This window comes from Haloferax namakaokahaiae (genome assembly GCF_042663225.1).
In the GTDB taxonomy this organism is placed as follows: Archaea; Halobacteriota; Halobacteria; order Halobacteriales; family Haloferacaceae; genus Haloferax; species Haloferax namakaokahaiae.
This window is the reverse complement of the sequence record NZ_JBHTAA010000005.1, coordinates 910631-932573: the sequence shown is the minus strand read 5'-3', so window position 1 is coordinate 932573 and position 21943 is coordinate 910631. Positions and strand designations below refer to the sequence as shown.

Here is a 21943-nt window from a genome sequence, read left to right as displayed (position 1 = left end):
TTTACTCGCTCGGGCCTACGTTCTCGTATGCACCCGCCCGGTGAGTTTCCACTTCGAACGGATGGTGGTGAGAGTGACGTGGACGCCGGAACAGAATCGGAGGCCGACCCCGAAGCAGACGGTGGTCTCCCAACAGGACCAGTTCCTCCGGACAACGAGACGCCGACGTTCTACGAGCGAAAATCGAGACGACAGGGACTCGCTCGACTAACCTACGAGTACTTCGAGCGCGCCCGCTACGAGGACCAGACGGTTCGCCAGTCGTCGGACTACATCGAGCGCGACGTGCTCGCGTTCCCGACGTGGCCCCACGAGACCGTCCGCAACCTCTCGATTGCGTCGTTCTTCGTCGGGATGATTCTGTTCCTCTCGGCGACGATGCCGCCGCACATCGGCGCGCCCGCGAACCCGAGCCAGACCCCGGCGATTATCCTGCCCGACTGGTACCTCTACTGGTCGTTCGGACTCCTCAAAATGGAACCGCTGAACCCCGAACTCGCCATCCTCGGCGGGCAAAAACTCATGGCCGACCGGACGTTCGGCGTCCTCGCTAACGGCGTCGTCGTCGGCTTCATCGCACTCGTGCCGTTCCTCAACAAGGGGTCTGCGCGGCGACCAGTCGAAGAGCCGTTCTGGGCGGCCATCGGCATCGGCGGAGTCATCTTCGCGCTCACTATCAGCACCCTGGCTATCAAGAACCTCGTCCCACTCGACCCGAACTTGCTGTTCGATATGACGTTCCTCCTGCCAATCGTCGGCGCGCTCATCTCCTACGCGGTGCTCAAGACGATGAAAGAGGGCTACATGTACAACCTCAATCGTCGGTACTACCGGCTTCGTCCGCCGAAACGGCCGTGAGCGTCGCCACGGACCTGTCTTTTCAGCGATAATTTCATCTCCCGACTACCAGTACTGCGGAGCATGACCCTCCTCACTCGAAAAACCGCGATGAAGGTCGGATTTGGCGTACTCGTCGTGGCACCGGTGTACTATTTCGGCGTTCGAGAACCTGCTTCTACACTCGCATTTGGCACTTTCGTCGCTAGTGTTGTCCTGCTGGTCGGAATACAAATCGTCGAGGAGATACGAGACGGGACAGACTCACTGACGCTGTTTTCGACGGTGTTGTTCGCACTCGGTGGCGCGTTCTCGCTCACTGGGCGTGTCGTCTCTCTCGCCGACAGTGAGACAGTCACGTTTGGCGCACTCGCTGTGATACTCCTCGCCGCGGCGATTCGAGCACTCGCGTGGTTCCGAAACGAACGGGCTGACGAGGGTGTTGTCTGACTGATTTACATCGCCGAGCGCACCGAAGTTAACATTCTGACAACAGATTCATTGTCGAATGGCCTGAGTTCCACTCGATGGTACCCCTCCTATCGCTGGCCCCCGCTACGATGGTGTTCGGCGTCCTCTATGCGATTCTCGTCGGCCATTTCGTCAGGCAAATGGTCGGCGAATTTCGGGACAGCGGTGACACACTCACCCTCTTTTCGAACGTCGTCGTCGGGATTGGTGGGTCGCTCCTGTTCGCCGCCACTATCTTCGAACTCGAAAATCACGACACCTACGTCTTCGCTGGATTGGTCACCGCCGTCTTTGCGGCCGTCCTTCGCGGTGTCGCACTGGTCCGCGAGGGATATCTCGACGGGATTAGCAACTAATCGATAGAACCGTCGAAAATCAGAAAATCAGCGTTCGAAGCGCCTTACTGAACCTTCGTGCCTGGAACGGCGTCACCGTGGGTCGTCAGGATGTCGGCTTCGTCGCCCGCGGCGAGCAACATCCCGTTCGATTCGACGCCGAACAACTCGGCCTTTTCGAGGTTGGCGACGATGATGACTTTCTGGCCTGCGAGGGAATCGAGGTCGTGGAGTTGCTTGATGCCGGCGACGATTTGGCGCTCTTCGACGCCGATATCGACCGTCAGCTTTGCGAGTTTGTCCGCGCCGTCGATGCCCTCGGCGTCGAGAATCTCGCCGACGCGAAGGTCGAGTTCGAGGAAGTCGTCGAAGCTGATGCGGTCGTCTGCGAGCGGTTCGAGGTCGGTCGCGGCGGATTCTGATTCGGTCATGGAGTCGTCGTCTGCTTCGTCTGCGTCGTTGTCTTCGTCGTCGGTCGCTTCCGCGACGCGCTCTTCGAGCTTTTCGTTCAGGGCTTCGACGCGCTCGTCTTCGATTTTCTCGAAGAGCGCTTCCGGTTCGCCGAAGTTCGCGGCGGGCGATTCGAGCGCGGCGTCGATACCGACGTCCGACACGTCGCCTTCCTCGCCGATTTGCGTCCAGAGTTCCTGCATCTTGCCGGGTGCAGTCGGCGCGAAGAGGACGGCCACGGCCTTCGCAATCTGCACGCAGTCGCGGATGACCTGTGCGGCCTGCTCGGGGTCTTCGTCGGTGAGTTTCCACGGTTCGTTGCGCTGGATGTACTCGTTGCCAAACTGGGCGAGGCGGACGGCAGCATTGCCCGATTTCCGGATGGAGTAGTCGTTGAGTCCGGCCTGGAACTCGTCGATGGCTTCCTCGATTCGGTCGCGCACCTCGTCGGAGAGCGGCGCTTCTGGCGTGCCCTCGAAGTTGCGGTAGGCAAAGAGGAGTGAACGGTAGAGGAAGTTGCCGACGGTGCCGACGAGTTCGCTGTTGACGCGCTCTTGGAACTTCGACCACGAGAAGTCAACGTCCTGCTGGAACCCGCCGTTGGTGGCGAGGTAGTAGCGGAGCAGGTCGGGGTGGAAGCCCTCGTCGAGGTACTCGTCGGCCCAGACGGCGCGGTTGCGCGAGGTGGAAAAGCCCTTGCCGTTGAGCGTGATAAAGCCGGAGGCCATGACGGCGCGGGGTTCGACGTAGCCCGCGGCGTGGAGCATCGCCGGCCAGAACACGGTGTGGTGCTGGATGATGTCGCGGCCGATGATGTGGACGATGTCTCCCGAGTCCTTCCACGCTTCTTCCCAGTCGAAGACGTCGGCACCGACGCGCTCGGTGTACTGCTTGGTCGAAGAGATGTACTCGATAGGGGCGTCTACCCAGACGTAGAGCACGAGGTCATCGCCCTCCTCACCGGGGTAGTCGATACCCCAGTCCATATCTCGCGTGATGCACCAGTCTTGGAGTTCGCCCTCTATCCAGTCGCGCGGTTGGTTCTGCGCGTTGGAGGTACCCTCCAATCTGTCGATGAACTCCTGGAGGTACTCTTGGAGGTCGGAGACGGCGAAGAACTTGTGCTGGCGCTCGCGGTACTCCGCGGGGTTCCCAGTCAGCGTCGAAGTCGGCTCTTCGATTTCGCCGGGTTCGAGGTGGCGACCACAGCCTTCGTCGCACTCGTCGCCGCGGGCGTGTGCGCCGCAGTAGGGACACGCTCCTTCGACGAAGCGGTCGGGGAGCCACTGGTCGGCGTCGGGGTCGTAGGCGACCGGAATCTCCTTCTCGTAGACGTAGCCCTCGGCTTCGAGCGTCTGGACGATTTCCTGTGTCAGTTCGGTGTTCGTCTCGTCGTGGGTGTGGCCGTAGTTGTCGAACTCGATTTCGAACTGGGGGAACGTCTGTTCGTACTTCTCGTGGTGGCGCAGGGCGAACTCTTCGGGGGTGACGCCCTCCTTCTCGGCGTTGACGGCGACGGGGGTACCGTGCATGTCGGACCCGCAGACGAAGGCCGTCTCTTGGCCGAGTGTTCGCAGCGAGCGACTGTAGATGTCGCCGCCGACGTACGTTCGCAGGTGGCCGATGTGCAGGTCGCCGTTCGCATACGGCAACCCGCACGTCACCACCGATGGGTTTTCGGTCGGGAAATCCTCGTGACTCATTCTATGTGGTGTGTCTCGCAAGCGGGCCAAAAGCCCGCCGGTACAGGTGTTCGGGGGTCGATACAGAAACAGCCCGGAGTTCGCCGGGTTCGGGCCCGCGCCGTGTTACCGACGCGGGGGCCGAAGACGGGTCCACCCGTGGCTAAAAGGGAGTGCGCATACGCATCGAGATGGAACCCGTCACGGTCACACGCGGACAGAGACAGCGGATAGAGATAAAAGACGCGCCTCGAAGACGTTCAGTAGCCGCGCCTCGGAGGCAGTCTTCGGCACCGTCTCGTACGTTCAAATCCAGATGACGAATCCAATCAGATGACGAAGCCAACCGCCGTGAGACCGACGACGGTCACGACCAGTCGGCCACACGACCCGACGAACGTCGCGGCGGCGAACTTCACGTAGTCGTCTTCGAGAATCGAGAAGGCGTAAATCGAGAGCGTGTCGGGAAAACCCGGGACGCACAGCGCGGCCGCGAGCCCGGCGTACCCCCATCGCTGGGCGATTTCGACGGTCTTTCGCTCCGACCAGCCCATCACGTCAACGGGCAGTTTTTCGAGCAATCTATCGACGACGCCCGACTCTTTCGTCTCGCGGCCGAGGTAGAACGCGAACACGCTTCCCGCGGCCTTTCCGACGCCGCTGACGAGAATGATGATTCCGAGGACGACCGACCGAGGCAACCCGAGGTTCAACGGGGCCGCCAGAACGATTTCGCTCACGCCGGGGAGTGCGAACGCGATGAGAAACGAGTAGGCGAAGATAATCGCCAGTCCGAACCATCCAGTCGCGGTCTCGACGAGCGCCGAGAGCCACGAGAAATCGGGGTAGATGCTGAGCGGCAGACTTCCAAGCGTTGCACACGCGGCGAGCGTCACAGTGGATGCTGGCAAGTGTGGTGTTGTAAGCTTTCAGGTTCGGGTTAGTTACGGACCGGACTGAGACTATCGAGGTCTGACAGGAACGCGCGCAACGAGTCTCTGGTCACGTGCGGCATACAGACGATTCGAAGTTCGCCCGAACCGGTCCGCGAGATGCGCCACCCGAGGTCACGAAGCGATTCGAACTCCGACTCGGGCAACTCGGCGGCGACCAGCGGCAACTCGGGTTCGACGGTCTCGTAGCCGCGAGCGACGAGTTGCTCGTACAACCACTCGGCGTTGGCCTGCTGTGTCTCGTACACGTCGCGGTAGCCGGTCGGCCACAACTCGCGCATGGCGGCGGCCGCGGAAGCGACACCCGCGCCGCTCCGCGTGCCGGTCAGACTCGCTTGTGACGCAGATTCGAGATACGGCGTGTCGATGGCGAGCGCGTCGAGGACGTCGCGTTCGCGGAACAACAGGCCGCCCGCGGGAACGACCGCTTGGCCGTACTTGTGCGGGTCGATGGTCATCGAGTCGATGGGGGCGTGGGAGAACGACCACTCGTGGTCGGTAAAGGGGAGGACGAAGCCGCCCCACGCCGCATCGACGTGCATCAGCGCGCCCGCGTCGTGGGCGATGTCGGTGAGTTCGGGAATCGGGTCCACGCGCCCGAACTCGGTGGTCCCGGCGACGCCCGCGACGACGATGGTATTGCTATCGACGGCCGCACGAACCGCATCGGTGTCGGCGCGGTAGTCGTCGTCCACGGGGACGGTTCGGAGTTCGACGCCGAGTACGTCGGCGGCTTTCTGGAAACTGAAGTGGATGCTCTCGGGGGCGACGACGTTCGGGTCGTCGCGCGCGAGGTAGTTTCGCGCGGCACGCACCGCTTGGATGTTGGCTTCCGTCCCGCCGCTGGTGATGTAGCCGTGGGGCGTCTCAAGCCCGGTAATCTCGGCGAGGTATGCGAGTGCGTCCTCTTCGAGTGCGGCCACAGTCTGGTACGTCGCGGGGTCGCCCGGATTCGTCGCCAAAAACCGCTCGGCGGCGTTTCGGGCAGCGGGGTGTGGCCTCGTGCACATCGACGAGAGAACGCGGTCGAATGTTTGCGGTGCCGCGCGCTGCATGGGTATGTCTAAAACAACACCCAGTATATCGGTTCCGCTCCTGTGCGAGGAGTGGACTCACCTGTCGAAATGAGTATCCGGTTTCGAAAAACAAACCACAGCAGAAAGAGAGGAAAACTGATTCGGCCCGGTTAGCGAACCGAATCGAGGATGAGTCGCTGTTCGACCCGCTTGACCTCGTGTTGGACGTCGCGGACGGCGTCGATGTTCGCCGAAATCGAGCTGACGCCCTTATCGACCAAGAACTGGACCATCTTCGGCTTGGACCCCGCTTGCCCGCAGATGCTCGTCTTCACGCCCTTCTCGCGGCACGTCTCGATGGTGTCGCCGATGAGCGAGAGGACGGCGGGGTGGAGTTCGTCGTAGATACCGGCGACGTGTTCGTTGTTGCGGTCCACGGCGAGGGTGTACTGGGTGAGGTCGTTCGTCCCGAAGGAGGCGAACTTGATGCCGGCGTTGGCCATGTCGCCGACAGAGAGCGCCGCGGCGGGCGTCTCGATCATCACGCCCCACTCGCGCTTGTCGGGGTCGATGCCGGCTTCGACCATGTACTGCTTGGCGCGAAGTACGTCTTCGGCGTCGTTGACGAGCGGGAACATGATTTCGAGGTTGTCGTAGCCCAACTCGTAGAGACGGCGGAACGCGGCGAGTTCGAGTTTGAAGATGTGCGGGTTGTCGAGTCCGCGCCGGATGCCGCGGTAGCCGAGCATCGGGTTGTGCTCGCGCGGTTCGTTCTCGCCGCCTTGCAGTTGGCGGAACTCGTCGGTCGGCGCGTCGAGGGTGCGGACGCGAACCGGACGCGGGTAGAACTCTTCGGCGACTTCGCGGACGCCCGAGATGATTTCGTCCACGAACTCCTGTTCGCTGTTGTCTTCGATGTAGCGCTCTGGCGTCTTGCCCAGCGTGAGCACCATGTGCTCGATACGGAGCAGGCCGACGCCGTCCGCGCCGGTCGCGGCGGCGCGCTCTGCGGCCTCCGGAATGGAGACGTTGACCTTGACCTCCGTCGCCGTCATCGGCTTGACGGGCGTCTTCGGCCGCGCGTCTTCGACGGGTTGGCGCTGTTTCTCCTCGGGTTCTTCGCCCTCTCGGATGGTTCCCTTGTCGCCGTCGATGGTGATGATGTCGCCGTCTTCGATGGTCGAAGTCGCCTCGCTCGTGCCGACGACCGCGGGGACGCCGAGTTCGCGCGAGACGATTGCGGCGTGAGAGGTCATGCCGCCCTCGTCGGTGACGATACCGGCGGCGCGCTTCATCGCGGGCACCATGTCGGGCATCGTCATCTTGGTCACGATGATATCGCCGTCGGCGACCTGGTCGAGGTGGTCGAGTTTCGTGACGATGCGTGCGCGTCCGGATGCGATACCGGGACTCGCGCCGAGTCCGCGGAGGAGCATATCGTCGCTCGCGGACGCTTTCGTCTCACCGTTTTTGGCTTTCATGTCGTCTTCGGAGATGGTGGTGATGGGCCGCGACTGGAGCATGTAGACCTCGCCGTCGTAGACCGCCCACTCGACGTCTTGTGGCGTCTCGTAGTGGTCTTCGACCAACTCACCGAGTTCGACGAGGCGGTCGATTTCGTCGTCGTCGAGGACGCGAGCGTGACGCTTCTCGTTGGGGACTTCCATATCGACGGTCTGTCCCGAGTCGCCGTCGCGGATGCACATCGTCTTCTTGTCCGCGATGGTCGCGGTCTCGACCTCGCCGTTCGAACGGTTGACGACGTAGTTGTCTGGCGAGACCGTCCCGGAGACGACCGCCTCACCGAGTCCCCACGCCGCCTCGATGATGACCTGCTCTTCGCCGGTCGATGGGTGGCGCGTGAACATCACGCCGGACTTCTCGGCATCGACCATCTGTTGGACGACGACCGCGATATCGACCTTGTCGTGCGGGAAGCCCTTCCGGTTGCGATAGTAGATTGCGCGCTCGGAGAAGAGTGAAGCCCAGCAGGCTTTCACGCGGTCGAGCAGGTCTTCCTCGGTGACGTTGAGGTACGTGTCCTGTTGTCCAGCAAAGGAGGCGTCCGGGAGGTCCTCGGCGGTCGCGGACGACCGCACTGCGACGAAGGCGTCGCCATCACCAATCTGACGATAGGACTCCAGAATCTCGGAGCGAACGGTCTCCGGCATCGGCGTGTTCATGATGAGGTCACGCGCCGTCTCGTGGGCCTGCTTGAGCGCGGCGGAGTCCTCGTGGTCGATGTCCATCGCCGCGAAGAGTTCCTCGTCGATTTCCGCTGCTTCGATGAAAGAACGGTACGTGTTCGCTGTCACGACGAACCCCGGGGGGACGGGAAGCCCCGCGGTGGTGAGTTCGCCCAGCGACGCGCCTTTGCCGCCGACCAGTTCGAGGTCGCCGGCGCCTACGTCGTCCAGCCAGACTACAGCCATGTGGTGTTCGTATTGTCTCTCAGTGCAAGTAAGAAGTTTGCGACTAACACAAACGTGAATAAAAACTCACTCAATCCTGAGTATGCAATTGTCTAATCTGTCTATCCAGGACCAAAACTCACTCACTGCGCCGACTTCGGCCGTGTTCTTCGCAGAGAATTTCACCCGTGTTTGGGTCGAGATAAAAGGGCGTTCCGGGCGCTATGGTCGCACTGCACACGGCACAGCCGTCGTCGTGACGGAGGAAATATCTCCCTTCTGCGCGGCCCGTCTCCAACCGGCCTGCGCTGACCGCGATGCGCGTCAGTCCCTCCCCAATTTGTGTCCGGACTAGTGAGTCTGCTTCCTCGAAACGAATCGGCCGCATACAGAGCATACGTGGGCTGTCCCAATGAGTGTGCCCGACCGCCCTCGATTAGCTCACGAGCACCAGACTGTCCGGCGATTCGTAACGTCCGGCGAGGGGTTCATTAGCGTCCGAACCCTGATACGGCACGTGCTTCCGGAGTGGTTCTTCCTGCTCCCGCCGTGGCTCATTCTCGGTCTCGTCATGGGGGCAATCGCCTCGGTCGTCGTCGCGGGCGTCTTCGTCGTCGGTGGTCGGCTCTTTCCCGAACCATCGCGCGTGGGCGGTCCCCGAGTTGACGGTACGAATCGGCGACGTACGGAGATACGTGAGTACCTTCGCGCTATCGACGAGCAGTTCGTAGAGGACCACTCCGTCTCCGGCGAAGAAGTCGCGTTCTTCCTTCCGGTGCGAAACGTGGCTATCACCTTCGACGCGCAGGCGTTCTTCCGCCTCGAACGACAGGGCGTCTTCACCGTCCTCTGCGAGTACGAGATGCCCGGCCGCCACCTCGGTCGCCGTCTCCCGTTCGAGGTTCCCGAACTCGAACCCGAATTAGACGACGTGGACGACCCTATCTCCGAGGCGTTCGACCGACTCGGACTGGACCCCACCGCGACGCCGACGGCGGTTCGGACTGCGTACCGAGCACGGGTCAAGACGGCGCATCCCGACCACGGCGGCGACAAAGAGCAATTCACGCGACTGCGGGAAGCCTACACCGTCGCGCGCGAACACGCGGAAGCGTCGAACTGAGAGAGAAGCGTCGAGCGTCGAACTGAGAACAACTACGAACGCGACTCAGGCGTCGGTCACGTCGAACTGCACGCCAGCATCGCGGAGCGTGTCTGCGACCCGCCCGGCTACGTCCACGCTGGCGACGACGACGACGTCCAACCCGCGAGCGGCGGCGTCGGCCGCGACGTCGCCCGGGGCGAACCACGTCGTCAGCGACACGTCGGCCCGTCGGCAGGCTGCGACCGCTTCGACACCGCCCGCGACGACGAAGTCTGCCTCGCCACAAGTCGCGGCGAGTGCGTCGCCGTCGAGTTCGTCGCTGCCGCCGACGCGAGCGGAGGGCACTTGGAGGATGCGGACGCGACCCGGTTCCATCTCGATGATGCCCTCGAACCCGGTGACGCTCACGTCGTCGCCCGCGTCGCCGCCGGTGGTTGCGACGCCGATCGCCGGGCCGTCGCTTCCGGGTGTCGCGTGGAGGAGTCCGTCACGGAGCGAGAGGGTGACCGTCTCGCCGGAATCGACGCTGTCGGTGAGAATCGCGGCGTCCTCGTTGACGCTTTCGAGCACGTCGTTGGTGACGTGTTCGGCGACGCGCTGGAGGGCGCGCGCCTCTTTGAACAGCCAATCGACGCCTTCCTTGGTGACGCGATAGCGAGACCTGCCTTCCTTCTCGACGAGTTCGTCTTCGACCAGCGCGCGAATGTACTCCGAAACCGCTTGGCTGGTGACGCCGACTGCCTCCGCGATTTCGCCTTGGCTCACCGCGGGTTGCCGGTCGGCGATTTCGGCGAGGATACGAAAGCGAGTTGCCGTGCGCTTGTCCTCGAGGGCACCGCTCATATCTCACCTGTGGGCCGTCTGCGTAAAAAGGCCGCCGCTCTCGACAGTCGCTCGAAGCCGATTTATCACGTGCAACCGTGGTGTCTCCCGTGCGAAGTCTCGCGTTCAGTGACCGCGCCGTCTACCTCCCCGACGCGGACGCGCTCGTGGTCGCCGATATCCACCTCGGCCGTGCAGACGCCTCGGAGGTCGATTTCCCACTCGGCGAGCGCGCGGACCTCACCGAGCGCCTCGCCACTCTCTGCGACTCGTTCTCGCCCGCGGAAGTCGTCTTCGCCGGCGACGTGCTCCACCGGTTCGACCGTGTGAGCGCCCGCGACGTTGAGGCGCTCGACTCGATGCTCGAAACGTGCCGGAACGCGAATGCAACCCCGATACTCGTCGCCGGTAACCACGACACGATGCTCGACTCGATGTGCGACGAACCGGTCTACGACGAGTACCGACTCGCGGACGAGACGCTCGTCGCCCACGGCCACGAGGAACCCGACGAGCGCGCCCCGTTCTACGTCGTCGGCCACGACCACCCGACGCTCGATATCGAGGGGCGAACCCGGCCCTGCGCGCTCTACGGCCCGGACGCCTACCGCGGTGGTGACGTGCTGATGCTCCCGGCGTTCACGCGACTCGCCGCTGGCGTCACGGTAAATGGAATGTCGGCGGCGGACTTTCAGTCGCCGCTGGTTTCGAATTCGGGCGTGTTTCGACCGTTCATCCGGGACGATGAAGCCGACGAGACGCTGACGTTTCCGCCGCTGAAGAAGCTTCGTCGGTATCTCTGAGAAAAATCGAAAATTCAGACGACTTACACCAAATCGTACCGAACCGCGTCAGCCGCTTCTTTTCCGCTGCGCATCGCGCCGTGAATCGACGACCACGCCGTGTAATCCCCGGCGAGGTAGGTTCGGCCGACCGGGTCGCGGGTGTCAGGAAGCGTGTCGTGGACGCCCGGCGGTTGGGCGAACTGCGCGAACTCGATTCGGTCGGTGTGGAGCAGTTCGAGGTCGGAGACGTAGCGGTCGGGATACCACGCTTCGAGCGTCCGCCGGGTCTGTTCGAACAGCTCGTCGTCCGATTCGTCGAGCGCGTCGTCGCCGAGGAAGGTAGCACACAGGAGTTGTGCGTCGTCGGGGGCGTACTCCGGCGCGACCGTCGAGAGCGGGGCGACGGTGTTCGGGTCGGTCCCCGCCGCGTTGAGCATGATTCGTTTGCCGGTCTCCAATGCCTCCGACTTCGGGAGGGTGTAGTACTGGGTGACACAGGAGCGCGCGTCGGTCGGAATCGACGTGAGACCAGTCAGTCGCTGTGCCTCCTTCGGGTCGGTGGCGACGACGAGCGCGTCGGCCTCGATGGTCTCTGCTTCGGTTTGGACGACGACGCCCTCGTCGGTGCTGTCGAGTGCTTCGACGTGCTCGCCGAGGCGAATCTCCGCGCCCTCGTCGCGGGCGCTGTCGGCGAGTTGCTCGGGAATCGCCTGCATCCCGTCGGCCGGAAGTGCGGTCGAACCCGCACCGAGCATCTTGAAGGTGTACTCGAAGACGCGCTTCGAAGTGGAGAGCGAGCGGTCGAGCGTGATACCGCCGTAGAAGGGCGCGACGAAGTGCTCGATGAAGTCGTCGGTGAAGCCCCACTCGCGGAGGTGCGACCTGATGCTCTGGTCGGCCGACGAGAAGATTCGCTCCTCGTCGCGCGTGCTAACGTCCTGCCGGAGCGCGAGCGTCCGGAGTTTGTCCGTCGTCGTCACCTCGGGGTTGCGGAGGGAGTCGAAGAGACTGCCGGGGTCACGAAGGGGGTCCGAGAGCACCGAGCGCCGACTGGGTCGGCAGATGGTCGCGCCGGGGGTGAACTTTCGGAGGTCCAGCGCGGCGAGGTCCAACTCGCGGCGGACCGACGGATAGGCGGTGAAGAGCACCTGAAAACCGCGGTCGAGCGTGAAGCCGTCCGTCTTCTCGGTTCGAACGCGGCCGCCGACCTCGTCGCGGGTCTCCACGACGGTCACGTCCGCGCCATCGGCGGCGAGGTGGCGGGCAGCCACGAGTCCTGCGAGGCCCGCGCCGGCGACCACGATGTGGCTATCGTCCATACGCTCCTGTCGGCCGGATGTACCAAAGTCCCTGCGGGTTCGGCCGCATCGCCCGACGGGACGGCTTCGCTCCACTCGGCAAACGGGAAGGGCTTAGTTTTTCCCCTCAAAACACCGGGTATGCAACTCTCGGATGCGTTCTCCGGGCTGGTCTGTACCGACACCGGAACCGAATACGACGCGTCTACGACCGGGCCGAGCGATGCCGAGGCACCCCTCGACCCCGTTTACGACCTCGATTCGGTCGAGTGGGACGCCGAGACGCTCGACGGCCGACGGTTCGACACGATGTGGCGCTATCGTGAACTGCTCCCTTTTTCGGACCCAGTGACGGCCAACGAAGGCGCGACACCGCTCGTCGCGGCCGACGAACTCGGCGACGAAGCGGGCGTCGAACTGCTCGTCAAGGACGAAGGCCGCAACCCGACCGGGACGTTCCTCGACCGCGGGTTCTCGCTCGCGCTCACCGCCGCCCGCGAGGCTGACGCGGAAGTCGTCGCGCACGCCTCGCCCGGGAACGGCGCACAGTCCGCCGCGTCCTACGCGGGTCTCATCGACGTTCGCTCCTACGGCTTCGTCCCTTCGCGCTCGCCGTTTCCGAACAAGGCGATGGTGAACGTCCACGGCGGCCAGATGAAAGTCGTCGGCGGTCGCTACCCGAACGCGCTCGCCGCAGTTGACGACAAACTCGCCACCGATTGGTACACGCTTCAGGAGTTCGACAACCCGTTCCGCCACGACGGCGCGAAGACCATCGCCTACGAGATTGCCGAGCAACTCGACTGGGGGGTCCCCGACTGGGTCGTCGTCCCCGTCGCCACCGGCGAACTCCTCGCGGGCGTCCACAAGGGATTCGGTGACCTCGTAGAACTCGGTCTCGTCGATGAGACGCCCCGTCTGGTCGCCGCCCAACCCGCGGGCTGTGCCCCGATTTCCACCGCGTGGGAGTCCGGTGCCGACGACCACGAACTGTGGAACCAACCCGACACCATCGTCGGCGAGTTGGAGATTCCCGACCCCGCGGGCGGGTCGATGGCGCTCGCCGCGCTCGACGAAACGGATGGGCTGGCCGCCGCAGTCAACGACGACGACGCGCTCGAATCGGCGGTCAAGGCCGCCCAAACCGCAGGAATCGAAGTCGGTCCGGCCGGTGGCGTCGCGCTCGCGGCCGTCTGGGACCTCGCAGACGAGTTCGATTCGGACGATACTGTCGTCGTCGTCAACACCGAATCCGGCACGAAGAACGCCGACATCCTCCGCAGTCACCTGATGGGTCAGGGCGTCTGAACGAGTCGTCCCTAGACTGCTGCCAGCCCCCACGTTTTCCTCCACCAGATATTTGTTTTAGACGCCTCTAATCTGGGGTATGTTGAGCGACGTGATGGAGGACTATCTCAAGGCCATCTACACGATTCAGATGGAGCAGGGGGCACCGGTTTCGACCTCCGCCATCGCGGAGTACCTTGGGAAGACGCCACCCACGGTCACGAGCATGCTCGGAAAACTCGAAGAGCGTGGACTGGTCGAACGGGAGAAGTACAAGGGGTCGGAACTCACCGAGGAGGGCCGAACGGTCGCCCTGGAAGTGCTCCGACACCACCGCCTGCTCGAAGCCTACCTGACGGAGCATCTGGATTACTCGTGGAGCGAGGTCCACGAGGAGGCCGACGCGCTCGAACACCACATCAGCGAGGAGTTCGAACGCCGCGTCGCCGCCGCGCTCGGGAACCCGACGGTTGACCCGCACGGCGACCCGATTCCGAGCGCCGACCTCACCCCGCCGGAGTCCGAGTCGTCGGCGTTCCTCTCGGAGCACGTCGTCGGCGACAGACTCGTCGTCACCCGCGTGAGCGACCGCGACCCGGAAGAACTCGACTACCTCTCGAAAGCGGGCGTCACGCCGGGAACGACCATCGTCGTCACCGACGTTGCGCCCTTCGGTATGGTGACGGTTCGCCCCGAAGGCGGCGAGAACGAACAGAGCCTTCCGGAGTCCGTCGCCCGCCGAATTCGCGTCCGTGACGCCGACGACGAGACGCCCGAACCCGACGAGGAGGTGCCGCCTGCATAATGGCGTGGGGCGACATCCTCGTGGTCGCCTTCGTCTCACAACTCGCCGTCCTCCCCGGTGAGAAAGTTCAGTTCATCATCGCCGGACTCTCCACCCGGTACGACCCGAAAGTCGTGGTCGCGGCCGCAGGCTCTGCGTTCGCCGGGTGGACCGCGCTCGAAATCGCCTTCGGGTCGGCGCTGAAGACGGCACTCCCGCCCGTCGCGCTCGACGCGCTCACCGCGGGGCTATTCATGCTCTTCGCGGTCCTGTTAGCCCGGTCTGCGCCGTCGCCCGAAGCGGCCGAGGCGGCCGAAACCGACGGCGGAATGGCCACTCTCGACGCCGAACCGACGGTCTTCGGTCGTGAACTGTCCACTCACGGACTGGGTGGATTCGTCCCAATCTTCACGATGATGGCCGCGGGCGAATTCGGCGACAAGACCCAACTGGTCACCATCGGACTCGCGGCGCAGTACGGCGCGTCGTCGGCGATTTGGGCGGGCGAGATGCTCGCCATCGTCCCGGTGAGCATCGCTAACGCCTACTTCTTCCACCGGTTTTCCGACCGGTTCGACGTGCGAAAGGCGTACCTCGGCGCGGCCGCGCTGTTCGGCTTCTTCGCGCTCGATACGCTACTCGCAATCGCCACGGGATTCTCCGTCTGGGAGACGCTCGTCGGCACGCTCTCCGACGCGCTCGTCGCCGCCATCTGACTGCCCGTTTCGCGGTGTTTTTCACGATTTGCCGCTCACTCACACTCGATGTCTACACTCGCTGGGTCGCTCGCCGCAGGGGCGGTCTTCGGCGTCGCACTCGCCGCGCCACCGGGACCGATGAACGCCGTCATCGCAGAGGAGAGCGTCACCCGCGGCTGGTCGTCGGGCGTTCGCGCCGGGTTGGGCGCGATGTCCGCAGACGCCCTGTTCTTCGTCCTCGCTTCGTTGGGACTCGTCGCCTTCGTCGAACGGTTTCCTACGCTCCGCGCGGTGATGGTCGGTGTCGGCGGTCTTCTCATGCTCTACTTCGCCTACGGCGCGGCACGGGAGACGAGTTCGACCTTCCGCGAGGCGGCCGACCCCGACACCGACAGCGCCGGGTTCACGAAGGCGTTCCTCCTCGCGCTGACGAACCCCTACCAGATTCTCTTCTGGCTCACCATCGGTGTCGGCTTGCTCAAGTCGGGGACCGTTGACGTGCTCTCGCACACGCCGTACCTCGGGTCGTCGCTGGCGAACCTCGTCGTGGTCGAGACCGGTAGCCCGGCGCTCATCGTCGGCTTCTTCGGCGGGATTGCGCTCTGGGCACTCGGGTTTCCGGCGACGCTCGTTGCGGCCGAGAAACGCGTCGAGTCGTTCGCGCCCGTCGTCGCGGGCGTGAGCGCCGTCGTCCTCGGTGGATTCGGCGTCGTCTTCCTGTGGGACGCGATGCAGACGCTCGTGCTCGCCTGACTCGTCCCCGTCTGATACACATCCGTCGTCGCCTCTCCCTATTTCAACCTTCGCCGGGACACCGAATGCGTCAGACGACGCTCCGAAGAGGAGAAACACTATGAACGGTCCCGCGCCATTCTGGGCTATGTTCGACAAATCGACGTGGATCAAACTCCCACGGAACGTCCTCGTCGGCCACGGCGTCCTCGACCAACTCGGTGAGGCCGTCGAAGAACTCTATCTCTCCGGCCGACCGCTATTGGTGACCAGTCCGTCGCCCGAACGCATCGCGGGCGACCGAATCCGCGACCAGTTCGGCGACATCGACTCCATCTCGCTCGACCGTGCGAGTTTCGAGGCGGTCGAACGAGTCGTCGAATACGCGAACGAAATCGACGCTGGCTACCTCATCGCACTCGGCGGCGGGAAACCCATCGACATCGCCAAGATGGCCTCCGACCACCTCAACTGCGGATTCGTCTCAGTTCCCACGGCAGCGAGTCACGACGGTATCGTCTCCGGACGCTCGTCGATTCCCGAAGGCGACACCCGCCACTCGGTCGCTGCCGACCCGCCGCTGGCCGTCGTCGCCGACACGGAACTGCTCGCCGAAGCACCGTGGGAACTCACCACCGCAGGCTGTGCCGACATCATCTCGAACTACACGGCAGTCAAGGACTGGCAACTCGCCCACCGCCTGCAAAACGTCGAGTACTCCGAGTACGCGGGCGCGCTCGCCCAGATGACCGCCGAACTGTTGGTCGAGAGCGCCGATTCGATAAAACCGGGTCTCGAAGAGTCGGCGTGGATCGTCACGAAGGCGCTCGTCTCTTCGGGGGTGGCGATGTCCATCGCCGGGTCGTCGCGGCCCGCCTCGGGTGCCGAACACCTCTTTTCGCACCAACTCGACCGACTCGCGCCGGGCCGCGCCCTCCACGGTCACCAAGTCGGCGTCGGAGCCATCATGACCGAGTACTTCCACAGCGGCGAGCGCGGCGACTGGCGGAACATCCGCGACGCGCTCTCGACGATGGGTGCGCCGACGACGGCGGAGGAACTCGGCATCGACGAGGCGACGGTTATCGAGGCGCTCACGACCGCGCACACGATTCGTGACCGCTACACGATTCTCGGCAACGGCGTGAGCGAAGAGGCCGCTATCGAGGCGGCGACGATTACGGGCGTTCTCTAGAACCCCACCTTTTTGCACATTCGGGTTTCCTCGTGTCGCCCTCCGGCGACACTGCGGGAACCCTCATCGCAAAAATCTGGACCAAAAAGCCTCCGCGGCTCACTTCGCTCGCCGCGGTCAAACTCTCAATGAGTACCGCATCTGTCCGATTCACTATCGAACCCCTGCCCCAAACCCGAAGAGGCAAGACACGTCCTTTCTAAGACCCGCTATGGCAACTGTGAGTGCCGACAATCCGATTAAGCAACATCCCGCGGCGACGACGGTGGTTCTCTCTGTCGTCGGCTACGCGCTCGTCGTCGGAACGTTCCTCGGATTGGTCCCCGGAACCGTCTTTCCCGACCTGACGCTCGAACAGGTGAACCTCCTCTCCGATGCAATCGCGGTGGTCAACACCATCAACGTCGTCGTCATCGCGCTCGGGTGGCGCTGGATTCGGCTCAACCAAGTGAAGAAACACGCCGCGGCGATGATTTCGTCGTTCCTCCTCATCCTCGTCTTCCTCGTGATGTACCTCACGAAGATTGGCGGCGGCGGGACCAAGGAGTTCGTCGGCCCGGCCTTTGCGTACTACCCGTACCTCGGAATGCTGGCGATTCACATCATCCTCTCCATCGTGGCCGTTCCGGTGGTGCTCTACGCGCTCGTCCTCGGCCTGACGCACACCGAGCGTGAGCTTCGGACGCAGACACCCCACCGAAAGGTCGGCCGTATCGCCGCGTCGGCGTGGTTGCTCTCGCTCGTCCTCGGCGTCGTCACGTATCTCTTCTTGAACCACATCTACGGGTGGGAGTACGTCGCGTCGCGGGCGGCGATGCTCGTCGCACCGACGATTGGGCTGTGAGCGACGGCGACTCACGTCTCTGACTGCGGAACGTTCGACCGGGTAGTTCGACCGCACACGGCCGCGAAAGACGTGGATTTTTATCGCCCGACGTAGTGCCGACGAATATGCGAGTCGCACTCGTCTCGATGTTGACGCAGAACCACGAGGAGACGGGCGCGACGGTTCGGACGCGACGGACCGCGGAGTTACTCGCCGAGCGGGGTCACGAAGTCGTCGTCCTCTGTGCGCAGTGGTGGGACGGCGAGATTCACGAGTTCGACCACAACGAGGTCACGTATCGCGCAGTGACGACGACGCCCTCGTCGGGGACGTTCGCCTCGAAGGTGCCGTTCGCACTGCGTGAGGTCAAACCCGACGTGATTCAGGTCGTCAACTGCCCGCCGTCGCACGTGACCGCCGTCAAGACGGCGGCGCGGTTCCTCCGTGTTCCCGTCGTCGTGGACTGGTGGAGCAAAGACGACCGAGGGAGCGCACGCGCCTATCGACGCGCGGCGAAGTCCCCCGACGCGGTGCTCGTGCCAAGCGAGATGATTCGAACCGAAGTCCGCGAACTCGGGACGAAGAGCGACGACGTACACGTCGTCCCCGAACCAATCGACGTGGACCTCGTCCGCGAGGCGGCGGCCGAAGAACGTGCTGACGTCGTCTACGCCCGCGATTTGGACGAACACGCGAACGTCGAGAGCTTCCTGCTCGCGCTCGCCGAACTCCGGGACAAGAACTGGCGTGCGGTCGTCATCGGTGACGGTCCCGAACGACAGACGGCCGAACAGACCGCCCGCGACCTGCGAATCGACGACCGGGTATCGTTCCTCGGCGACCTCTCGGCACAGGAAATCGTTCCGATTCTGAAAGGGGCGAAGGTGTTCGCCCAGACAGCGACGTTCGAACCCTTCGCCACGAACCTGCTGTGGGCGCTCGCCTGCGGGTGTATCAGCATCGTCGAGTATCAGGCCCGCTCGTCGGCCCACGAACTCGTCGAGGGGCGCGAACGCGGCGTGCTCGTGACGAGTCCGCAGGAACTCGCCGACGAAATCGTCGCCGCCAGCGGCTACGACCACTGGACTATCGACGAGGACTTCTCGACCTACGACTATCGGAACGTCATCGCCGAGTACGAGGGCATCTACACCGCCGAAATCGACGACTACGGTTTCTTCTAATCCATTCGGACGGTTCCAACACGAGATTACCAACGCGAGCGCCGCCGCTCACGCGGTGAGAACGAGAGAGAAGACGAGTAGTTACTCGTCGATTTCGTAGTCGCCGCCGTACTTCATGAAGAAGTAGGCGAGACCGAGCGTCGCAACCAGCGCGAACGAGGTTGCGATGCCCAGCGACTTGGCGCTGCCGGGGACCTGCGGGACGTCAGAGCCACCGCCGCCACCGGTCTCGACGGTCGGCACGTCTTCGCCGACTGCGACTGCACCGAGCATACCGAGTGCTTCGTGCGGCGCGCAGTGGTACTTGGTGATACCCGCGTCACCCTCTTCGAAGGTGTACTCGTAGGTGCTACCGGCTTCGGCGACTGGCGAACCAGAGTCGAGCGAGGCACCCTCGCTGGCGACGACGTTGTGGCCGCCGCCCTCACCGGTCCACTCCCACGTCACGGTCGTACCGGGGTCGATCCACACGCCTGCGGGGGCGAACGCGAGCGCGCCGCCGTTGCCTTCTGCGCCGACTTGGATGGTCACTTCACTCTGTCCGCGAAGGTCCTCATAGCCACCATCGACGCCGTCGAGATGGCCGCCAAAGTCGGGTTCTACGGTCTGTGCCGCGGCCGTACCGGAAGCGGCGGCAACCGCTGCACCGCCAGCGGCCGCCCCGAGGAACGCCCGCCGAGACATATCCACGTTGCCGTCGGTCATGTCCGGCGCTTAGTGTGGGCGTGTAGTGAATACTTTGGTTCGCGTCTGCCAGCGAAGAGTGACAGTCAGTCGGCTCGAACGGTGTCGAGAAATCGAAAATCGAGGTTCCAGTCCTTACAGTGTGTAGTCGAATTCGCCCGTCTCGCTGGTCAAGAATGCCGTCAAGAGGTCGATGTAGGCGTCAACGTCGTCTTTGTGGACGCTCTCGGTCACCGTGTGGAGGTAGCGCGTCGGCATCGAAATCGCGCCGACCGGCTTCGCGCCGTAGGTGTTCTGGAAGCCGCCGGTGTCGGTGCCGCCCGCGGGGAGGAGTTCCATCTGGTAGGCGATGTCGTTCTCCTCGGCCACCTCGCGGAGGCGACGGTGGACCTTCGGGTTGGCGATGGCACTGGAATCCTTGAGCTTGATACCCGCGCCCTCACCGAGTTGAGTGACGTAATCTGCGGGCTTGAAGCCGGGCACGTCGTTGGCGACGGTGGTGTCGAGGCCGAGTGCGAGGTCGGGGTCGAGGTCCACGCCGAGCGCCTGCGCACCGCGGAGACCGACTTCTTCCTGAACGGTCGCGGCGAAGTGAATCGTCACGTCGGGGTTATCGATGCGCGATGCGGCTTCGAGCATGGCGAAGAGACAGACGCGGTCGTCGAGTGCCTTGCCCGTGACGTGGTCACCCATCTCGACGGTGGTCTGTTCCATCGTCACGAGGTCGCCGACGGAGACGGTCTCTTCGACCGTCTCGGCGTCGAGTCCGAGGTCCACGTGGACGTCTTCGACTTTCATCTCCTTCTTGCGCTGTTCTTCGGTGAGCGTGTGCGGCGGGACGGAACCGATGACGCCAGTGAAATCCTCGTCTTCTGTGTGGACCGTGACGCGCTGTGCCTTCAGGACGCTCGGGTCCCAGCCACCGAGCGCGTCGAGCTGGAGGAAGCCCTCGTCGCTGACGTGGCGGACCATGAAGCCGATTTCGTCCATGTGGGCGGCGACGGCGACTTCGTAGTCCGCGTCGCCTTCGATAGTGCCGACGACGTTCCCCATCGCGTCCACGCGGACGCTGTCTGTCGATGCTTCGAGTTCCTCGCGGACGAGTGCGCGAATTCGGTCTTCGTAGCCGGGGACGCCACTCATCTCGGTGAGTGTTTTGAGACGTTCGAAATCGAAGTCCATGAATGTTCATGACGCGGGGGTGCTGATAAGTCCTCTAATCTCGGGCGGACTCGCTGGTTCGGTTGTACCTCCGCGAACGGCTCGACGAGACACAACAAGACACCGTCGCGGCGCATGTTAGAACTAACCTCACGTTGTTGGTTGTTCCGGAATATTTTTCCACGTTACTGGTATCGTACATGGTATGTCAGACGTTGAATCTCAACTCCGCGAGCAGTTCACCGAGGCGTTCTCAAACGCGAGTTTCCCCGTGAAGAACCAGATGTCGCTCGTCCCCGCGCTCCCGAACGGTCCGGGCACGAAGTTCAAGGCGGACGACGTGACCATCACCGCGATGGAACTCGCCGCAAAACTCGGCAAGCACCAGGACTTCCCGTACGAGGACGTCGAGAGCCTCGTTGACGACATCATGGAAGGCCTGAAAAAAGAAGACATGATCTAGAGACGGCTTCCGAACACCGCTCTTTCGTGGCCGACACAAAGCACGTCCTGTGGTCGCGGTGGGTCGATAGATTCATCGACACCGCGGACCCGATTCCGCTGTTCGAGACGGCGAGCGACGGCACCGTCGAGACCATCGAATACGGGCGTTCGGGGCGACGAGTTCTCCACCGAGGCGAACGAATGGAGCGTGCGCTCCGCACTGCCGGAACCCGAGTCGCCACCGACCACGAACGCCGCGGACAGACTTACGAAGGGCTGGTCTACATGATGTACACGCTCGACGGCGAGGGGGTCGTCCCTCGATACATCGGCAAGTGCGGCAAGTTCGGCGCGTCGGGGACGACGCTGAACAGTAACCTGAAGAACGTCGAGACGAACGACGGCAAACTCGCTCGCTGGGGGTATGGCCGGTACTACCACTTCGGCGACCTCTCGGCGGCGGTGTTCGACGAGGAGGGGGCGAAGAAGTACGACCGCTGGGTCACCGAACTGTTCGACTCGACCGACCCACCGCGCCTCGACGAGCCGGTCTACTTCTGGGTCGAACCGTGGGAAGTCGGCACCGAAGGCCCGTATCCCGACACGTATCCCTATCTCGAAGAACTGGAGTACCAACTCATCGGCATCGCGTTCGAACAGTTCCCCAACCGGTTGTTGAACACCGAGGGCGTCCCTATCAACCCCGAGGCATACGCCGAAATGCGCGGCTGGGCCGAGCGAACCGAGACGCGCCTCTCGGACTTCTGACACCCAAATGGATTT

23 protein-coding genes are annotated in these 21943 nt (G+C 63.6%); 14 read left to right on the top strand and 9 right to left on the bottom strand.

The features are described 5' to 3' along the window. Positions 1-27: 27 nt before the first annotated feature. From ACFQJC_RS12350 to ACFQJC_RS12340, 3 genes are all read left to right on the top strand, one after another. Positions 28-858 (top strand): cytochrome b family protein, encoded by an 831-nt coding sequence (locus tag ACFQJC_RS12350; protein ID WP_390223904.1) that lies wholly within the window; start codon positions 28-30, stop codon positions 856-858. A gap of 63 nt (positions 859-921) precedes the next feature. Further along, positions 922-1287 (top strand): hypothetical protein, encoded by a 366-nt coding sequence (locus ACFQJC_RS12345; RefSeq protein WP_390223902.1) that lies wholly within the window; start codon positions 922-924, stop codon positions 1285-1287. Between the two features lie 77 nt (positions 1288-1364). Next, a complete protein-coding gene (locus tag ACFQJC_RS12340) occupies positions 1365-1664 on the top strand; it encodes a hypothetical protein (protein WP_390223900.1) in 300 nt (99 codons plus the stop codon). A gap of 44 nt (positions 1665-1708) precedes the next feature. Here the strand turns inward: ACFQJC_RS12340 and metG are convergent, their stop codons facing one another. The 5 genes from metG to ACFQJC_RS12315 form a co-directional block, all read right to left on the bottom strand. After that, the gene (gene metG, locus ACFQJC_RS12335) at positions 1709-3796 is read right to left on the bottom strand and encodes a methionine--tRNA ligase (RefSeq protein ID WP_390223898.1); all 2088 of its coding nucleotides are present in this window, start codon (positions 3794-3796) and stop codon (positions 1709-1711) included. Positions 3797-4104: 308 nt separating this feature from the next. Further along, positions 4105-4671, bottom strand: a complete 567-nt coding sequence (locus ACFQJC_RS12330) for a YqaA family protein (RefSeq protein WP_390223896.1) — start codon at positions 4669-4671, stop codon at positions 4105-4107. Positions 4672-4715: 44 nt separating this feature from the next. Next, positions 4716-5783, bottom strand: a complete 1068-nt coding sequence (gene mfnA, locus ACFQJC_RS12325) for a tyrosine decarboxylase MfnA (protein ID WP_390223894.1) — start codon at positions 5781-5783, stop codon at positions 4716-4718. Between the two features lie 131 nt (positions 5784-5914). Then, a complete protein-coding gene (gene ppsA, locus ACFQJC_RS12320; RefSeq protein ID WP_390223892.1) occupies positions 5915-8176 on the bottom strand; it encodes a phosphoenolpyruvate synthase in 2262 nt (753 codons plus the stop codon). A gap of 118 nt (positions 8177-8294) precedes the next feature. Continuing rightward, complete coding sequence (locus ACFQJC_RS12315; protein ID WP_390223890.1) at positions 8295-8543, bottom strand: DUF8075 family protein; 249 nt, start codon at positions 8541-8543, stop codon at positions 8295-8297. A gap of 129 nt (positions 8544-8672) precedes the next feature. Between ACFQJC_RS12315 and ACFQJC_RS12310 the strand changes: the two genes are divergently transcribed. Beyond that, the gene (locus tag ACFQJC_RS12310) at positions 8673-9278 is read left to right on the top strand and encodes a J domain-containing protein (RefSeq protein ID WP_390223888.1); all 606 of its coding nucleotides are present in this window, start codon (positions 8673-8675) and stop codon (positions 9276-9278) included. Between the two features lie 45 nt (positions 9279-9323). On the opposite strand, the gene ACFQJC_RS12305 is transcribed toward ACFQJC_RS12310, so the two are convergent. Next, positions 9324-10103 (bottom strand): DUF7839 domain-containing protein, encoded by a 780-nt coding sequence (locus ACFQJC_RS12305; RefSeq protein WP_390223886.1) that lies wholly within the window; start codon positions 10101-10103, stop codon positions 9324-9326. Between the two features lie 89 nt (positions 10104-10192). Here ACFQJC_RS12305 and ACFQJC_RS12300 point away from each other — a divergent pair, with 89 nt between their 5' ends. Continuing rightward, complete coding sequence (locus ACFQJC_RS12300) at positions 10193-10885, top strand: metallophosphoesterase (protein ID WP_390223884.1); 693 nt, start codon at positions 10193-10195, stop codon at positions 10883-10885. Between the two features lie 23 nt (positions 10886-10908). On the opposite strand, the gene ACFQJC_RS12295 is transcribed toward ACFQJC_RS12300, so the two are convergent. Beyond that, positions 10909-12186 carry an NAD(P)/FAD-dependent oxidoreductase gene (locus ACFQJC_RS12295; RefSeq protein ID WP_390223883.1) on the bottom strand — a complete coding sequence of 426 codons (1278 nt, stop codon included), beginning with the start codon at positions 12184-12186 and terminating at the stop codon, positions 10909-10911. 120 nt (positions 12187-12306) lie between these two features. Here ACFQJC_RS12295 and ACFQJC_RS12290 point away from each other — a divergent pair, with 120 nt between their 5' ends. From ACFQJC_RS12290 to ACFQJC_RS12260, 7 genes are all read left to right on the top strand, one after another. Then, on the top strand, positions 12307-13473 hold the full coding sequence (locus tag ACFQJC_RS12290) for a threonine synthase (protein ID WP_390223881.1): 1167 nt from the start codon (positions 12307-12309) through the stop codon (positions 13471-13473). Between the two features lie 79 nt (positions 13474-13552). Then, complete coding sequence (locus tag ACFQJC_RS12285; RefSeq protein WP_390223879.1) at positions 13553-14257, top strand: metal-dependent transcriptional regulator; 705 nt, start codon at positions 13553-13555, stop codon at positions 14255-14257. After that, positions 14257-14952: a TMEM165/GDT1 family protein gene (locus ACFQJC_RS12280; protein ID WP_390223877.1), complete on the top strand. Its 696-nt coding sequence runs from the start codon at positions 14257-14259 to the stop codon at positions 14950-14952. The genes ACFQJC_RS12285 and ACFQJC_RS12280 overlap by 1 nt, the downstream gene beginning before the upstream one ends. Positions 14953-15000: 48 nt before the next feature. Continuing rightward, a complete protein-coding gene (locus ACFQJC_RS12275) occupies positions 15001-15687 on the top strand; it encodes a LysE family translocator (protein ID WP_390223875.1) in 687 nt (228 codons plus the stop codon). Positions 15688-15814: 127 nt separating this feature from the next. After that, positions 15815-16861 carry an NAD(P)-dependent glycerol-1-phosphate dehydrogenase gene (locus tag ACFQJC_RS12270; RefSeq protein ID WP_390223873.1) on the top strand — a complete coding sequence of 349 codons (1047 nt, stop codon included), beginning with the start codon at positions 15815-15817 and terminating at the stop codon, positions 16859-16861. A gap of 211 nt (positions 16862-17072) precedes the next feature. After that, entirely contained in the window at positions 17073-17705 is a 633-nt protein-coding gene (locus ACFQJC_RS12265; RefSeq protein WP_390223871.1) for a DUF420 domain-containing protein, read from the top strand. A 107-nt stretch (positions 17706-17812) separates the two neighbouring features. Continuing rightward, positions 17813-18871, top strand: coding sequence for a glycosyltransferase (locus ACFQJC_RS12260; RefSeq protein WP_390223869.1), 1059 nt, complete (start codon positions 17813-17815; stop codon positions 18869-18871). Positions 18872-18952: 81 nt separating this feature from the next. Here ACFQJC_RS12260 and ACFQJC_RS12255 read toward each other — a convergent pair whose 3' ends face one another. Together ACFQJC_RS12255 and ACFQJC_RS12250 are read right to left on the bottom strand one after the other, a co-directional pair. Then, positions 18953-19576 (bottom strand): halocyanin domain-containing protein, encoded by a 624-nt coding sequence (locus ACFQJC_RS12255; protein ID WP_390223867.1) that lies wholly within the window; start codon positions 19574-19576, stop codon positions 18953-18955. A 114-nt stretch (positions 19577-19690) separates the two neighbouring features. Then, positions 19691-20737, bottom strand: coding sequence for a M42 family metallopeptidase (locus tag ACFQJC_RS12250; protein WP_390223865.1), 1047 nt, complete (start codon positions 20735-20737; stop codon positions 19691-19693). A gap of 184 nt (positions 20738-20921) precedes the next feature. Here ACFQJC_RS12250 and ACFQJC_RS12245 point away from each other — a divergent pair, with 184 nt between their 5' ends. Both ACFQJC_RS12245 and ACFQJC_RS12240 read left to right on the top strand, forming a co-directional pair. Beyond that, a complete protein-coding gene (locus ACFQJC_RS12245) occupies positions 20922-21179 on the top strand; it encodes an MTH865 family protein (RefSeq protein WP_390223863.1) in 258 nt (85 codons plus the stop codon). 26 nt (positions 21180-21205) lie between these two features. Further along, positions 21206-21928, top strand: a complete 723-nt coding sequence (locus ACFQJC_RS12240) for a hypothetical protein (RefSeq protein WP_390223861.1) — start codon at positions 21206-21208, stop codon at positions 21926-21928. The last annotated feature ends 15 nt before the right edge of the window (positions 21929-21943 follow it).

Coding starts and splice junctions, on each gene's coding strand:
- ACFQJC_RS12350 (WP_390223904.1), top strand. CDS start 28: ATGCACCCGCCCGGTGAGTTTCCACTTCGAACGGATGGTGGTGAGAGT.
- ACFQJC_RS12345 (WP_390223902.1), top strand. CDS start 922: ATGACCCTCCTCACTCGAAAAACCGCGATGAAGGTCGGATTTGGCGTA.
- ACFQJC_RS12340 (WP_390223900.1), top strand. CDS start 1,365: ATGGTACCCCTCCTATCGCTGGCCCCCGCTACGATGGTGTTCGGCGTC.
- metG (WP_390223898.1), bottom strand. CDS start 3,796: ATGAGTCACGAGGATTTCCCGACCGAAAACCCATCGGTGGTGACGTGC.
- mfnA (WP_390223894.1), bottom strand. CDS start 5,783: ATGCAGCGCGCGGCACCGCAAACATTCGACCGCGTTCTCTCGTCGATG.
- ppsA (WP_390223892.1), bottom strand. CDS start 8,176: ATGGCTGTAGTCTGGCTGGACGACGTAGGCGCCGGCGACCTCGAACTG.
- ACFQJC_RS12315 (WP_390223890.1), bottom strand. CDS start 8,543: ATGCGGCCGATTCGTTTCGAGGAAGCAGACTCACTAGTCCGGACACAA.
- ACFQJC_RS12305 (WP_390223886.1), bottom strand. CDS start 10,103: ATGAGCGGTGCCCTCGAGGACAAGCGCACGGCAACTCGCTTTCGTATC.
- ACFQJC_RS12295 (WP_390223883.1), bottom strand. CDS start 12,186: ATGGACGATAGCCACATCGTGGTCGCCGGCGCGGGCCTCGCAGGACTC.
- ACFQJC_RS12290 (WP_390223881.1), top strand. CDS start 12,307: ATGCAACTCTCGGATGCGTTCTCCGGGCTGGTCTGTACCGACACCGGA.
- ACFQJC_RS12285 (WP_390223879.1), top strand. CDS start 13,553: ATGTTGAGCGACGTGATGGAGGACTATCTCAAGGCCATCTACACGATT.
- ACFQJC_RS12280 (WP_390223877.1), top strand. CDS start 14,257: ATGGCGTGGGGCGACATCCTCGTGGTCGCCTTCGTCTCACAACTCGCC.
- ACFQJC_RS12275 (WP_390223875.1), top strand. CDS start 15,001: ATGTCTACACTCGCTGGGTCGCTCGCCGCAGGGGCGGTCTTCGGCGTC.
- ACFQJC_RS12270 (WP_390223873.1), top strand. CDS start 15,815: ATGTTCGACAAATCGACGTGGATCAAACTCCCACGGAACGTCCTCGTC.
- ACFQJC_RS12265 (WP_390223871.1), top strand. CDS start 17,073: ATGGCAACTGTGAGTGCCGACAATCCGATTAAGCAACATCCCGCGGCG.
- ACFQJC_RS12260 (WP_390223869.1), top strand. CDS start 17,813: ATGCGAGTCGCACTCGTCTCGATGTTGACGCAGAACCACGAGGAGACG.
- ACFQJC_RS12255 (WP_390223867.1), bottom strand. CDS start 19,576: ATGACCGACGGCAACGTGGATATGTCTCGGCGGGCGTTCCTCGGGGCG.
- ACFQJC_RS12250 (WP_390223865.1), bottom strand. CDS start 20,737: ATGGACTTCGATTTCGAACGTCTCAAAACACTCACCGAGATGAGTGGC.
- ACFQJC_RS12245 (WP_390223863.1), top strand. CDS start 20,922: ATGTCAGACGTTGAATCTCAACTCCGCGAGCAGTTCACCGAGGCGTTC.